12 protein-coding genes are annotated in these 13,242 nt (G+C 63.7%); 10 read left to right on the forward strand and 2 right to left on the reverse strand.

The window, feature by feature from the left end; genetic code table 11:
- Nucleotides 1–193 precede the first annotated feature (193 nt).
- The 10 genes from ABI582_RS16725 to ABI582_RS16770 all read left to right on the forward strand — a co-directional run bounded on the left by ABI582_RS16725 (nucleotide 194) and on the right by ABI582_RS16770 (nucleotide 11,446).
- Nucleotides 194–634: an NUDIX hydrolase gene (locus tag ABI582_RS16725; protein ID WP_442119735.1), complete on the forward strand. Its 441-nt coding sequence runs from the start codon at nucleotides 194–196 to the stop codon at nucleotides 632–634.
- A 57-nt stretch (nucleotides 635–691) separates the two neighbouring features.
- Entirely contained in the window at nucleotides 692–1,816 is a 1,125-nt protein-coding gene (gene mnmA, locus ABI582_RS16730) for a tRNA 2-thiouridine(34) synthase MnmA (RefSeq protein WP_403007652.1), read from the forward strand.
- Nucleotides 1,813–2,439, forward strand: coding sequence for a high frequency lysogenization protein HflD (hflD, locus tag ABI582_RS16735; protein WP_442119736.1), 627 nt, complete (start codon nucleotides 1,813–1,815; stop codon nucleotides 2,437–2,439). The genes mnmA and hflD overlap by 4 nt, the downstream gene beginning before the upstream one ends.
- Before the next feature lie 245 nt (nucleotides 2,440–2,684).
- Nucleotides 2,685–4,055: an adenylosuccinate lyase gene (purB, locus tag ABI582_RS16740; RefSeq protein ID WP_442119737.1), complete on the forward strand. Its 1,371-nt coding sequence runs from the start codon at nucleotides 2,685–2,687 to the stop codon at nucleotides 4,053–4,055.
- An 81-nt stretch (nucleotides 4,056–4,136) separates the two neighbouring features.
- The gene (locus tag ABI582_RS16745; RefSeq protein WP_063422620.1) at nucleotides 4,137–5,303 is read left to right on the forward strand and encodes a ribosomal protein uL16 3-hydroxylase; all 1,167 of its coding nucleotides are present in this window, start codon (nucleotides 4,137–4,139) and stop codon (nucleotides 5,301–5,303) included.
- Nucleotides 5,296–5,724: a GNAT family N-acetyltransferase gene (locus tag ABI582_RS16750; protein ID WP_016498845.1), complete on the forward strand. Its 429-nt coding sequence runs from the start codon at nucleotides 5,296–5,298 to the stop codon at nucleotides 5,722–5,724. The genes ABI582_RS16745 and ABI582_RS16750 overlap by 8 nt, the downstream gene beginning before the upstream one ends.
- A 200-nt stretch (nucleotides 5,725–5,924) precedes the next feature.
- Nucleotides 5,925–7,892 (forward strand): DNA topoisomerase III, encoded by a 1,968-nt coding sequence (locus ABI582_RS16755; RefSeq protein ID WP_442119770.1) that lies wholly within the window; start codon nucleotides 5,925–5,927, stop codon nucleotides 7,890–7,892.
- Between the two features lie 372 nt (nucleotides 7,893–8,264).
- The gene (locus ABI582_RS16760) at nucleotides 8,265–9,554 is read left to right on the forward strand and encodes an NAD(P)/FAD-dependent oxidoreductase (protein ID WP_442119738.1); all 1,290 of its coding nucleotides are present in this window, start codon (nucleotides 8,265–8,267) and stop codon (nucleotides 9,552–9,554) included.
- 80 nt (nucleotides 9,555–9,634) lie between these two features.
- Complete coding sequence (locus ABI582_RS16765) at nucleotides 9,635–10,465, forward strand: alpha/beta fold hydrolase (protein ID WP_442119739.1); 831 nt, start codon at nucleotides 9,635–9,637, stop codon at nucleotides 10,463–10,465.
- 201 nt (nucleotides 10,466–10,666) lie between these two features.
- Nucleotides 10,667–11,446 (forward strand): TSUP family transporter, encoded by a 780-nt coding sequence (locus ABI582_RS16770; RefSeq protein ID WP_016498840.1) that lies wholly within the window; start codon nucleotides 10,667–10,669, stop codon nucleotides 11,444–11,446.
- Here ABI582_RS16770 and nudC read toward each other — a convergent pair.
- Both nudC and ABI582_RS16780 read right to left on the reverse strand, forming a co-directional pair.
- The gene (gene nudC / locus ABI582_RS16775; protein ID WP_442119740.1) at nucleotides 11,414–12,244 is read right to left on the reverse strand and encodes an NAD(+) diphosphatase; all 831 of its coding nucleotides are present in this window, start codon (nucleotides 12,242–12,244) and stop codon (nucleotides 11,414–11,416) included. The two genes, ABI582_RS16770 and nudC, sit on opposite strands and share 33 nt — an antisense overlap.
- A 36-nt stretch (nucleotides 12,245–12,280) precedes the next feature.
- Nucleotides 12,281–13,093, reverse strand: coding sequence for a crotonase/enoyl-CoA hydratase family protein (locus ABI582_RS16780; protein ID WP_442119741.1), 813 nt, complete (start codon nucleotides 13,091–13,093; stop codon nucleotides 12,281–12,283).
- Between the last annotated feature and the right edge of the window lie 149 nt (nucleotides 13,094–13,242).

The following is a 13,242-nucleotide window of genomic DNA, read 5'->3' on the forward strand; positions in this document are numbered from 1 at the left end:
GGCCACGCACCGGGGTTTTTGCTTTCTGAAAGAGCTTGCACGGCCCCCTGTAGGAGCGGCCTTGTGCCGCGAAAGGGCCGCAAAGCGGCCCCGGCGTTTTTTGCTGCGAAGCTGATTACCTCGGGCCGCTTCGCAGCCCTTTCGCGGCACAAGGCCGCTCCTACAAGGCCCGTGCCAACCATAGGAAATGCTCATGACCTGGCAACCCCACATGACCGTCGCCACCATCGTCGAGCACGAAGGCAAGTTCCTCTTCGTCGAAGAGTTCAAAGCCAACCAGCACGTCTTCAACCAACCCGCCGGCCACCTCGAGCCCTTTGAGACCCTGCCCCAGGCCGCACTGCGCGAAACCCTGGAAGAAACCGCCTGGGAAGTCGAGCTCACCGGCGTGGTCGGCATCTACCTGTACACCGCTCCCAGCAACGGCGTGACTTACCAGCGCATCTGCTTTGCCGCCCGCCCGGTACGCCACCATGCCGACCTGGCACTGGACAGCGACATCGTCCGCGCCGTGTGGCTCACCCGCGACGAGCTGCTGGCCGACCCCGCCCGGTGGCGCAGCGAGCTGGTGCCACGTTGCCTCGACGACTACCTCAACGGCCCCCTGCACAGCCTTACCCTGCTCCGCGACTGACGCGTCGCCCCGGGTTTGATAGAATCGACGTTTTTCCCTTGATACACACCGGTACCCATGACCAGCCCAGCACTCAAAGACCCCGCCAAGACCCGCGTCATCGTCGGCATGTCCGGCGGCGTGGACTCTTCCGTCTCCGCCCTTCTGCTTATCGAGCAGGGTTACCAGGTGGAAGGGCTGTTCATGAAGAACTGGGAAGAAGACGACGGCACCGAATACTGCACCGCCCGTGAAGACCTGGCCGACGCCCAGGCCGTGTGCGACCGCATCGGCATCAAGCTGCACACCGCCAACTTCGCCGCCGAATACTGGGACAACGTGTTCGAGCACTTCCTTGAAGAATACAAGGCCGGCCGCACGCCCAACCCGGACATCCTCTGCAACCGCGAAATCAAGTTCAAGGCCTTCCTCGACTACGCCCTGTCGCTGGGTGCCGACCTGATTGCCACCGGCCACTACGTGCGCCGCCGCGACACGGGCGCGCTCACCGAACTGCTCAAGGGCCTGGACCCGAACAAGGACCAGAGCTACTTCCTGCACGCCGTCGGCGGCAAGGAAATCGCCCGTACCCTGTTCCCGGTCGGCGAGCTGGAAAAACCGGCAGTGCGCGCCATCGCCGAAAAGCACGGCCTGGCTACCGCCAAGAAAAAAGACTCCACCGGCATCTGCTTCATTGGCGAGCGCCGCTTCAGCGACTTCCTCAAACAGTACCTGCCAGCCCAGCCGGGCAATATCGAAACCACCGACGGTGAAGTGATCGGCCGCCACCATGGCCTGATGTACCACACCATCGGCCAGCGCCAGGGCCTGGGCATCGGCGGCCTGAAGGATGCCGGCGACGAGCCGTGGTACGTGCTGCACAAAGACCTGACCCGCAACGTGCTGGTGGTCGGCCAGGGTAACGAACACCCTTGGCTGTTCTCCCGCGCCCTGCTCGCCTCGGAAATCTTCTGGGTCAACCCCATCGACCTCAGCAGCCCGCGTCAGCTCACCGCCAAGGTACGCTACCGCCAGAGCGACCAGCAGTGCACCCTGGAACTCACGGCCAGCGGCTACCGCGCGGTGTTCGACGAACCGCAGCGCGCCGTTACCCCAGGCCAGTCGGTGGTGTTCTACGACGGTGAAGTGTGCCTGGGCGGCGGCGTGATCGAAGCCGCCGAGCCGTGGAGCCCGCGCGCATGAGCAACCTGCAGGACCAGCTGATTGCGTTAGGTGGTGTGTTTCAGGCCGCTGTGCTGGTGGACCGTATCGCCCGCACCGGCCAGGCCAGTGAGGCCAACATCGGCTGCATGCTTGGCAGCCTGCTGGTACGTGACCCCAAGGACACCCTCGAGGTGTTCGGCGGTGACGACCTGAACCTGCGCGACGGCTACCGCGCGCTGATCGGCGCCCTGGAGCGCGACCCCAACAGCCTGCAGCGCGAGCCACTGCGCTACGCCCTGTCGATGCTGGGGCTGGAGCGCCAGCTGAACAAGCGTGGCGACCTGCTCGATACCATCGGCAACCGCCTGCCGCAAATCCAGTCCCAGGCTGACCATTTTGGCCTGGTTCATGAAAACGTCATTGCTTCCAGTGGAGCCTTGTACCAGGACACCCTGAGTACCTTGCGTCAGCGCATTCAGGTGCATGGCGACATGCGCTTCCTGCAGCAGCCCAGCAACGCCTCGAAAATCCGCGCCCTGCTGCTGGCCGGCATCCGCGCCGCACGCTTGTGGCGCCAGCTGGGCGGTCACCGCTGGCAGCTGGTGTTCAGCCGGCGCAAGCTGCTGAACGAACTGTACGACATGATGCGTTCGCCTTCCTGAAAAGCGACGCCGTGCCCTTGTAGGAGCAGCCTTGTGCTGCGAATGGGCTGCGCAGCAGCCCCAGGATTCTGGCCACGGCACAGATTGCCGGGGCTGCTGCGCAGCCCATTCGCAGCACAAGGCTGCTCCTACACAAGGACCGCGACCTGTTTTATAGGCCCGACCTTTGGTCAGCCACCCGACCTAGGCGTATTTTTCATGTATGATATGCGCCCTCCAAAAGCCTGACTGTCCGAGAACACCCCATGCAGCTTTCTTCGCTCACTGCGGTTTCCCCTGTAGACGGCCGTTATGCCGGCAAAACCCAGGCCTTGCGCCCCATTTTCAGCGAATTCGGCCTGATCCGTTTCCGCGCCCTGGTCGAAGTGCGCTGGCTGCAGCGCCTGGCCGCCCACCCGCAGATCGGCGAAGTGCCGGCGTTCACCGCCGAAGCCAACGCCCTGCTGGACAACCTGGCCACCGATTTCAAACTTGAGCACGCCGAGCGCGTCAAGGAAATCGAGCGCACCACCAACCACGACGTCAAGGCGATCGAATACCTCCTCAAGGAGCAGGCTGCCACGCTGCCTGAGCTGGCCAAGGTCAGCGAGTTCATCCACTTCGCCTGCACCAGCGAGGACATCAACAACCTGTCCCACGCCCTGATGCTGCGCGCCGGCCGTGACGACGTGCTGCTGCCGCTGATGCGCCAGATCGCCGACGCCATCCGCGCCCTGGCCCACGCCCACGCCGACGTGCCAATGCTGTCGCGCACCCACGGCCAGCCGGCTTCGCCGACCACCCTGGGTAAAGAGCTGGCCAACGTCGTGTACCGCCTGGAGCGCCAGATCGCCCAGGTTGCTGGCGTACCACTGCTGGGCAAGATCAACGGCGCCGTGGGCAACTACAACGCCCACCTGTCGGCCTACTCGCAGATCGACTGGGAAGAGAACGCCCGCGCCTTCATCGAAGACGAGTTGGGCCTGCAATTCAACCCGTACACCACCCAGATCGAGCCGCACGACTACATCGCCGAGCTGTTCGACGCCATCGCCCGCTTCAACACCATCCTGATCGACTTCGACCGTGATGTGTGGGGCTACATCTCGCTGGGCTACTTCAAGCAGAAGACCGTCGCCGGCGAAATCGGCTCGTCGACCATGCCGCACAAGGTCAACCCGATCGACTTCGAAAACTCCGAAGGCAACCTGGGTATCGCCAATGCGCTGTTCCAGCACCTGGCCAGCAAGCTGCCGATCTCGCGCTGGCAGCGCGACCTCACCGATTCCACCGTGCTGCGCAACCTGGGCGTGGGCTTTGCCCACAGCGTCATTGCCTACGAAGCCAGCCTGAAAGGCATCGGCAAGCTGGAAGTCAACGAAGCCCGCATCGCCGCCGACCTGGACGCCTGCTGGGAAGTACTGGCCGAGCCGATCCAGACCGTGATGCGCCGCTTCAACATCGAAAACCCCTACGAGAAGCTCAAAGAGCTGACCCGTGGCAAGGGCATCACCCCGGACGCGCTGCTCACCTTCATCGACGGCCTCGACATGCCAGCCGAAGCCAAGGCCGAGCTCAAGCAGCTGACCCCCGCTACCTACATCGGTAACGCGGCAGCCCAGGCCAAACGCATCTAAGCTGACCGTCGCGTGCAACGCCCGGCCTGGCCGGGCGTTTTTATTCCCGGACGAAAATTACGTTTTTTCAATAGGTTGAACATGAATCCTGATACTCCACTGCAGCTGCTCGGCGGCATCTCGGCCCGCGAATTCATGCGCGACTACTGGCAGAAGAAGCCCCTGCTGGTGCGCCAGGCCTTCCCGGACTTCATCAGCCCGATCGACCCCGACGAACTGGCTGGCCTGGCCCTGGAAGAGGAAGTCGAATCGCGTATCGTGCTCGAGCACGGCGCCCACCCGTGGGAGCTGCGCCGCGGCCCGTTCAACGAAGACACCTTCGCCGAGCTGCCGGAAAAAGACTGGACCCTGCTGGTACAAGCGGTGGACCAGTTCGTCCCGGAAGTGGCCGAACTGCTGGAAAACTTCCGTTTCCTGCCCAGCTGGCGTATCGACGATGTGATGATCAGCTTCGCCGCCCCCGGTGGCAGCGTTGGTCCGCACTTCGACAACTACGACGTGTTCCTGCTGCAAGGCCACGGCGAGCGCAACTGGAAGATCGGCCAGATGTGCAGCAGCGACAGCCCGCTGCTGGAGCACGCCGACCTGCGCATCCTTGCCGAATTCGAGCAGAGCGAAGAGTGGACCCTGGAGCCAGGTGACATGCTCTACCTGCCGCCACGCATGGCCCACTACGGTGTAGCCGTGGACGACTGCCTCACCTACTCGGTGGGCTTCCGCGCGCCAAGCGCCGCCGAAGTGCTGACCCACTTCACCGACTTCCTCGGCCAGTTCCTGCCGGACGAAGAGCGCTACAGTGACGCCGACGCCCAGCCGGTCAGCGACCCGCACCAGATCCAGCACGACGCCCTCGACCGCCTCAAGGCCCTGCTCGAGAAGCACATGGGCGACAAGGACCTGCTGCTGACCTGGTTCGGCCAGTTCATGACCGAGCCGCGCTACCCCGAGCAGATCGTTGGCGAAGAGCTGAGCGAGGAAGAGCTGGTGGACGCCCTCGAGCAAGGCGCCATCCTGATCCGCAACCCAAGCGCACGCATGGCCTGGTCGGAGTTCGAAGACGACCTGCTGCTGTTCGCCAGCGGCCGCAGCTGCCCGCTGCCAGGCAAACTGCGCGAGCTGCTGAAGCTGGTGTGCGCGGCAGACGCCCTGCACATCGACAACCTCGCAGACTGGCTGCAGGACGAAGATGGCCTTATGCTTCTACAGCAGCTGGTCAAACAAGGGAGCCTGGGATTCGCCAATGAATAAGATCAGCGTTCGCCTCGCCGACTGGCAGAAAGACAACGCCGACATCCGCCGTATCCGTGAAGCGGTGTTCGTCGCCGAGCAGCACATTCCGCCAGAGCTGGAGTTTGATTCGGAAGACCAGGACGCCCTGCACTTCCTGGCCATGGAAGGTGACTACCCGATTGGTACCGCGCGCCTGCTGGCAGACGGCACCATCGGGCGCATCTCGGTGCTCAAGGACTGGCGCGGCCTGAAGGTGGGTGACGCGCTGATGAACGCAGTGATCGTCGAAGCGCAAAACCGCGACCTGAAGCAGCAGATGCTCAGCGCCCAGGTGCACGCCACGCCGTTCTACGAGCGACTCGGCTTTCGCATAGTCAGCGAGGAATTCCTCGAAGCCGGCATCCCGCACGTGGACATGGTGCGCGACTCGCGCGTCTGATCCATCACCTCCCCACAGGCGCCCCACACATTCTGAAAATGTGCGGCCCCTGTGGGAGCGGGTTTACCCGCGAAAGGGCCAGTACAGGCTCAACACACTTCCCCTGACAAAAACCTGTACATCCATCCAGATAAAACTTGCCTCCGCGCCCCCGCTTGCGCATCCTAGTGCCCACCACCCCCGATGAAGCGTTCCCGGCCATGCGCCTGTTCCTCTGCGAAAAACCCTCACAGGCAAAAGACATCGCCAAAGTGCTCGGCGCCACCCGCAAGGGCGAGGGCTGCTGGCAAGGCACTGACGTCTGCGTAACCTGGTGCATCGGCCATCTGCTGGAAACCGCCCCGCCCGACAGCTACGACGAACGCTACAAGCGCTGGAACCTGGCCGACCTGCCAATCATCCCCGAGAAGTGGAAGATGCTGGTAAAGCCCAAGACCGCCAGCCAGTTCAAGGCGGTGAAGCGCCTGCTGGGCGAAGCGCGGGAGCTGGTGATTGCCACCGACGCCGACCGCGAAGGCGAAATGATTGCCCGCGAGCTGGTCGAGCATTGCCGCTACCGCGGCCCGGTGCAGCGGCTTTGGCTGTCGGCGCTGGACGACACCTCCATCCGCAAGGCCCTGGCACGCCTGCTGCCAGGCCATGAAACCTTCAACCTGTACCACTCGGCGCTGGGCCGCTCCCGCGCCGACTGGCTCATCGGCATGAACATGAGCCGGCTGTTCACCCTGCTTGGCCGCCAATCCGGCTACCAGGGCGTGCTGCCGGTGGGCCGGGTGCAAACCCCGACTTTGCGCCTGGTGGTCGACCGCGACCGCAGCATCGCCGACTTCGTGCCGGTGCCGTTCTGGGCCATCGACGTACAGCTTGAACATGCAGGCCAAGTTTTCAACGCCCAGTGGCGTGCGCCCGAAGATGCCTGCGACGACCAGGGCCGCTGCCTGAACCAGAGCTTGGCGCAACAGGCCGCCGCCGCCATCGGTCACGCTGGCACTGCACGGGCCGTAAAGGTGACTACCGAGCGCATGCGTGAAGCCGCGCCCCTGCTCTTCGACCTCGGCACCCTGCAAGAGCTGTGCTCGAAAAAGTTCGGCCTCGGCGCCCAGGAAACCCTCGACATTGCCCAGGCCCTGTACGAAACCCACAAGCTCATCACCTACCCGCGCAGCGACTGCGGCTACCTGCCGCTGAGCCAGCACGCCGAAGCACCGGCCATTCTCGCCGCCCTGCAACGGGCCGATGCCAGCCTCGCACCGCTGCAGCCCCACCTGGAGCCACAGCGCCGCTCGCGGGCGTGGAACGACGCCAAGGTCAGCGCCCACCACGGCATCATCCCTACTGCCGCCGCCAGCGACCCGTCGCGCCTGCCGGCCAAGCACAAGGCGGTGTACACCCTGATCCGCGCCCGCTACCTGGCGCAGTTCCTGCCCAACCACGAATATGATCGCACCCAGGCCGACTTCGACTGCGCCGGCCATGCCCTGCGTGCGGTGGGCAAGCAAATCGTCGAGCCGGGCTGGCGCCGCGCCCTGCCCGAAGCGCTGACCCCGGCCAAAGGCCGCGAAGCACCACCGGCCCAGGTGCTGCCAGCGCTGCGCGAAGGCCAGGACTGCAACGTGCAAGGCCTGCAACTGAAAGACCTGTGGACGCAGCCGCCCAAGCCGTTCACTGAAGGCGACCTGATCAAGGCCATGAAAAACGTGGCCAAGCTGGTGGACGACCCGCGCCTGAAGCAGAAGCTGAAAGAAACCACCGGCATCGGCACCGAAGCCACCCGCGCCAGCATCATCCAGGGCCTGCTCGACCGCGGCTACTTGGTGAAGAACGGCAAGGCGCTCGCGGCCACGCCTGCGGCCTTCAGCCTTATCGATGCCGTACCCCGCGCCATCGCCGACCCTGGCACCACGGCGATCTGGGAGCAGGCGCTGGACATGGTGCAGAGCGGCGAGATGAGCCTGGAGGAGTTCGTCGCCCGGCAGTCGGCGTGGATGGGCAAGCTGGTCGAGCGTTGCAGCGGCATGCGCATGACCATCAGCGGGCCGGCAGCCGGTGCAGCGCCGCCCTGGAAGAAGAAGCGTCGCGGTGGCGGTGGCGGTGGGAAAAGCAAAGCGGCCGGAAGCAAGTCGGCAGCAGGCAAGCCGCGTCAGCCCCGGAAAAAAGCGGCAACCTGAAGCTTCTGCACTGGCATTACAGGCCCTATCGCCGGCAAGCCAGCTCCCACAAGTCTTGTATAAGGACTGAAGCCAGTGCAGGACTTGAGAGCCCAAGTGTTGCACAGGTGCTGATACCAGCTGGGTACTTGTAGGAGCCCAAGTCCTGCAGAGGTGCTGATGCCAGCTGGAGACTAGTGGGAGCCCAAGTCTTGCACAGCTGTTGAAGCCGGTGGGGTACTTGTGGGAGCTGGCTTGCCGGCGATAGGGCCAGCTCAGGCAGCACATTGATAACAGGTAAACTACTAAACCCTGCCTGACGCATTGGCGCCATGAAATTAACCTGCTAAGTTTTCATGAAAATAATCACAATAATTTTCACGAGGCTTCTGCATGTTTAAACAATCCGCCCAGCACGTCGCCAGCTACTACGCCCAGACTTACCCCGCCAACATCCCGCTGCGCCCTACCCTGCAAGGCTCACACGACACTGATGTGCTGATCATCGGCGCCGGTTTCAGCGGCCTGCATACCGCCCTGCGCCTGACCCAGGCAGGCAAACGCGTAACTCTGCTGGAGGCCAGCCGTGTGGCCTGGGCCGCCTCCGGGCGCAATGGCGGCCAGGCACTGCTGGGCTGGTCCTGCGACATGCCGCCACTGGAAAAGGCCCTGGGCGTGGAACGTACCCAGCGCCTGTGGGCCAGCATGTGCTGGGCCGCCGACGAACTGCGCGAGCTACCCCAGCGCCACGGCTTCGATATCGACTACCGGTTGGGCAGCCTATGGACCGCCGTGCTGCCGCGCCGGGTGAAAATGCTTGAAGAAGCCCTGCAAGACGCCGAACACAAATGGGGCTACGACGCCCTGCGCCTGATCGGCCGCGACGAGCTACCACAATGGATCGACAGCCCGCGTTACCAGGCTGCGCTCTACGACGCCAAAGGCGCTCACCTCAACCCGCTGAAGCTGGCCCAAGGCCTGGCCAGCACCATAGAAACGGGTGGTGGGCACATCTACGAACAGAGCCGGGTACTGAGCTATCAACAAGCCGGCAACGGCTACATCGCCCGTACGGACAACGGCGAAGTGCGCTGCCAGGTGTTGGTGCTGGCCTGCAACGCCTACATCGACCGCCTCGACCGCGGCCTGTCGCGGCGCCTGTTGCCGGTCGGTTCCTATCAGGTAGCCACCGCGCCACTGGACGCCGACTTCGCCCGTTCGCTGCTGCCGCGCAACAGCTGCGTGATCGACAACCAGTTCGTACCCGACTACTTGCGCCTCACCCCGGACCACCGCCTGCTGTTCGGTGGCGGCTGTACCTACCTGGGCGGCATTCCCAAGGACGTCGCCAGCGCCACGCGCCCTTACCTGGAGCGGGTGTTCCCGCAACTGGCCGGGGTGGCGATCGACTATGCCTGGGGCGGCCATATCGATTGCAGCCTGCGGCGTACCCCGGACGTCGGCCGCGAAGGCCAGCGCTATTGGCTGCAGGGGTTCTCCGGCCACGGCGTACTGCCGACCCTGGCAGCAGCGCGAGCCGTCAGCGATGCCATTCTTGGCGATGACGACCTGTTGGCGCTGTACCAAGGCATCGACAATGGACGCTTCCCCGGCGGGGATCTGCTCGCAGCACCGCTGGAAGCCGCCGCCAAGGCCTGGTACAGACTGCGCGACACTGTCTGAAGACGACCGGCGCTTGCAGCGCCTGAATCTCTCCTATTCTCAATAGCTCCCTTCGGTTCCTGCAGACAGGAGACACGATCATGAGCCATGTAACCACGAAGGACGGCGTGCAGATTTTCTATAAGGACTGGGGCCCACGCGACGCCCCAGTCATTCACTTCCACCATGGCTGGCCGCTGAGCGCAGATGACTGGGATGCCCAGATGCTGTTCTTTCTCGCCGAGGGCTACCGCGTGGTGGCCCACGACCGCCGAGGTCATGGCCGCTCCAGTCAGGTATGGGATGGCCACGACATGGACCACTACGCCGATGATGTGGCAGCCGTGGTAGCCCACCTGGGTATCCAGGGTGCCGTGCATGTCGGCCACTCCACCGGTGGTGGCGAGGTGGTGCGCTACATGGCCCGTTACCCTCAAGACAAGGTGGCCAAAGCCGTGCTGATCGCCGCCGTGCCGCCATTGATGGTGCAAACGCCCGACAACCCTGGCGGCCTGCCCAAGTCTGTGTTCGACGACTTCCAGGCCCAGGTCGCCAGCAACCGTGCGCAGTTTTACCGGGATGTACCGGCCGGGCCGTTCTACGGCTACAACCGCCCCGGTGCCGAAGCCCGCGAAGGTATCATCGCCAACTGGTGGCGCCAGGGCATGATCGGCAGCGCCAAGGCCCATTACGATGGCATCGTGGCGTTTTCCCAAACCGATTTCACCGACGACCTCAAGGGCATAAACCAGCCGGTACTGGTGATGCATGGCGACGATGACCAGATCGTGCCGTATGAAAACTCCGGGGTGCTGTCGGCCAAGCTGCTGCCCAATGGCACGCTGAAAACCTACAAAGGCTACCCGCATGGCATGCCGACTACCCATGCCGATGTGATCAATGCGGATTTGCTGGCGTTTATCCGTAGCTGATGTGAACACCTGTAACGGCCCTTTCGCGGGTAAACCCGCTCCCACAGGTACAGCGCTGCCCTCAGGTTCTACGCTGAACCTGTGGGAGCGGGTTTACCCGCGAAGAGGCCGGCACTGGCAACACACCCCTCCCAGGATTACCATGTCTCCCTTCTAGCGCGGCCCTTTGCCGCACCTGCCTCCCTGCCTGCCAAGACCCCCATGCCCTTCGAACTTACCGTAGAACCCTTAACCCTGCTGATCCTGGCCCTGGTCGCCTTCGTCGCCGGTTTCATCGATGCCATCGCCGGTGGCGGGGGCCTGCTCACCACTCCGGCCCTGCTCACCGCCGGCATGCCACCGCACCTGGTCCTGGGCACCAACAAGCTCAGTTCCACCTTCGGTTCGGCCACCGCAGGTTTCACCTACTACAAGCGCAAGCTGTTCCACCCGGCGCAGTGGCGCCCGGCGTTGTTCGCTACCCTGACCGGGGCGTTGCTAGGTGCGGTCATCGCCCACTACATGCCAGCCGAATGGCTGAATAAGATGCTGCCGGTGATCGTCTTCGCCTGTGGTATCTACCTGCTGTTCGGCGGCACACCCAAGGCGCCGCTGGATGCCGATGCGCCGATCAAGAAGAAATGGCAAGTGCCGCAAGGCTTCACCCTGGGCTTCTACGACGGCGTGGCCGGCCCGGGTACCGGGGCGTTCTGGACGGTCAGCACCCTGCTGCTCTACCCCATCGACCTGGTCCGCGCCAGCGGCGTGGCGCGCAGCATGAACTTCGTCAGCAACATCGCGGCGCTGACGGTGTTCATCATTTCCGGACAGGTGGATTACGTCGTCGGCCTGTGCATGGGCCTGTCGGTCATGGTCGGTGCCTTTTTTGGCGCACGCACGGCGATCAGTGGCGGTAGCAAATTCATCCGCCCGGTGTTCATCACCGTGGTGCTGGCGTTGACCGTGCGCCTAGCGTGGCAGCACTGGTTCGGGCAGGCCTAAACGGCGCGCAACGTACAGGTCGATCAGATACCGGGCAATGGACCGCCCGGCTGGCAGCGGCGGCAGGTCGTGCACGCTGAACCACTGGGCATCCTCGATCTCGTCCGGCTGCATGACTATCTCGCCGCCGGCATACTCGGCATGGAAGCCCAGCATCATCGAATGCGGGAACGGCCAGCACTGGCTGCCGACGTATTGTATGTTCTGCACCTCTACCGCCACTTCTTCATGCACTTCGCGCACCAGGCAGTCCTCGGCCGACTCACCCGGTTCGGCAAAACCCGCCAGGGTGCTGTACACCCCGCTGACAAAGCGCGGCGAACGCGCCAGCAAGATTTCATCACCACGGGTCACCAGCACGATCATGCTCGGCGAAATACGCGGGTAGCTGCGCAGGTCGCACGGCTGGCAGTACATCGCCCGCTCCCAGCGGATTTGTGTCATCGCCTGGCCACAGCTACCGCAGAAACGGTGCTCGCGGGCCCATGTGCCGATCTGCGCGGCATAACCCAGCACTTTGTAGGTGTCGAAGTCACCTTCGAGCATGAATGCCCGCAGGCCACGCCAGTGGCAACCGGGCACATCGGTGGCGCTGCGCAGTTCCAGCAAGAATACCGGCTGGCCATCAAAGTGGCCGATGCCGTGCTCGCATAACACGTCGAGGTCCTGGCGTTTGAGCCAGTCGCGGGGGAACAGCGCGCCGTTGTCGTCCACCAGAAACCCTTCCGGGCTGCGGGCCACGGCCACGCCCCCGGTGATCTGCGGGTCGAGTACTGCAGTAGTCCAGCGTGCTGACATGTCGGGGGTTCCTTGACTGCGCGTCCCCCGGCCCGATCAGTCGGCGAACGTCGGTTTCTGTTTGCTCATGTGCGCCGCCACGGCCACGCGCAGGTCTTCGGACTGCAGCATCGCGGCGTTCCAGGTGGCGATGTAGTCCAGGCCATCGTCGATGCGATGGTCACGCATGTAGCTGAGCATTTCCTTGGTGCCGGCCACGGCGATCGGTGATTTTGCAGCAATCTCGCGGGCGATGGCAAAGACACCGTCCAACAGTGCGGCCTGATCATCATAGACCCGGTTGACCAGGCCGATGCGCAGGGCCTCGTCGGCCGCAACGTTGCGCCCGGTGAAGGCCAGCTCACGCATGATGCCGTCGCCAATGATACGTGGCAAACGTTGCAGTGTGCCGACGTCGGCGGCCATGCCCATGTCGATTTCCTTGATCGAGAACTGCGCGTCGCTGCTGCAGTAACGCATGTCGCACGCCGAGATGAGGTCGATGGCGCCGCCGATGCAGTAGCCCTGCACGGCCGCCAACACGGGTTTGCGGCATTTGTCCACGGCGGTGAACGAGGCCTGCAGCCGGTGGATGGTGCTACGCAGAAAGCGCGCATTGCGCCCCACGTCCTTGCCCATTTGCCCGGCCAGCGAAGCCAGCATCATCAGGTCGATACCGGCGGAAAAATGCTTGCCGGCACCAGTGATCACCACCGCCCGCACGGCATCGGTGTCGTCGATCCACTGGAAGATAGTGATGATTTCTTCCCAGAAGGCCGCGTTCATCGCGTTGACCTTTTCCGGGCGGTTGATCTGAACGTGGGCGATGTTGTCGGTCAGTTCAACCTTGAACGCACTGTACTCGGTCACGGGCGGCACTCCTGCGGGTGAAGGATTCATGGCGTGGATGGTAACCCAGCCCGATGGCCGTACTTGTGCCAAAAACGGGACTGCACGCCTTGCCTAAGAAGCGCCAATCCGGCACCGTGCGCCATCGCCGAATCATAAGGATACATATT

The organism is Pseudomonas sp. SAS7 (genome assembly GCF_052112345.1).
Taxonomy (GTDB): Bacteria; Pseudomonadota; Gammaproteobacteria; order Pseudomonadales; family Pseudomonadaceae; genus Aquipseudomonas; species Aquipseudomonas putida_Q.

Bases quoted from the DNA above. Each gene is read 5' to 3' on its own strand.
- ABI582_RS16725 (WP_442119735.1), top strand. From the start codon at position 194: ATGACCTGGCAACCCCACATGACCGTCGCCACCATCGTCGAGCACGAA.
- mnmA (WP_403007652.1), top strand. From the start codon at position 692: ATGACCAGCCCAGCACTCAAAGACCCCGCCAAGACCCGCGTCATCGTC.
- hflD (WP_442119736.1), top strand. From the start codon at position 1,813: ATGAGCAACCTGCAGGACCAGCTGATTGCGTTAGGTGGTGTGTTTCAG.
- purB (WP_442119737.1), top strand. From the start codon at position 2,685: ATGCAGCTTTCTTCGCTCACTGCGGTTTCCCCTGTAGACGGCCGTTAT.
- ABI582_RS16745 (WP_063422620.1), top strand. From the start codon at position 4,137: ATGAATCCTGATACTCCACTGCAGCTGCTCGGCGGCATCTCGGCCCGC.
- ABI582_RS16750 (WP_016498845.1), top strand. From the start codon at position 5,296: ATGAATAAGATCAGCGTTCGCCTCGCCGACTGGCAGAAAGACAACGCC.
- ABI582_RS16755 (WP_442119770.1), top strand. From the start codon at position 5,925: ATGCGCCTGTTCCTCTGCGAAAAACCCTCACAGGCAAAAGACATCGCC.
- ABI582_RS16760 (WP_442119738.1), top strand. From the start codon at position 8,265: ATGTTTAAACAATCCGCCCAGCACGTCGCCAGCTACTACGCCCAGACT.
- ABI582_RS16765 (WP_442119739.1), top strand. From the start codon at position 9,635: ATGAGCCATGTAACCACGAAGGACGGCGTGCAGATTTTCTATAAGGAC.
- ABI582_RS16770 (WP_016498840.1), top strand. From the start codon at position 10,667: ATGCCCTTCGAACTTACCGTAGAACCCTTAACCCTGCTGATCCTGGCC.
- nudC (WP_442119740.1), bottom strand. From the start codon at position 12,244: ATGTCAGCACGCTGGACTACTGCAGTACTCGACCCGCAGATCACCGGG.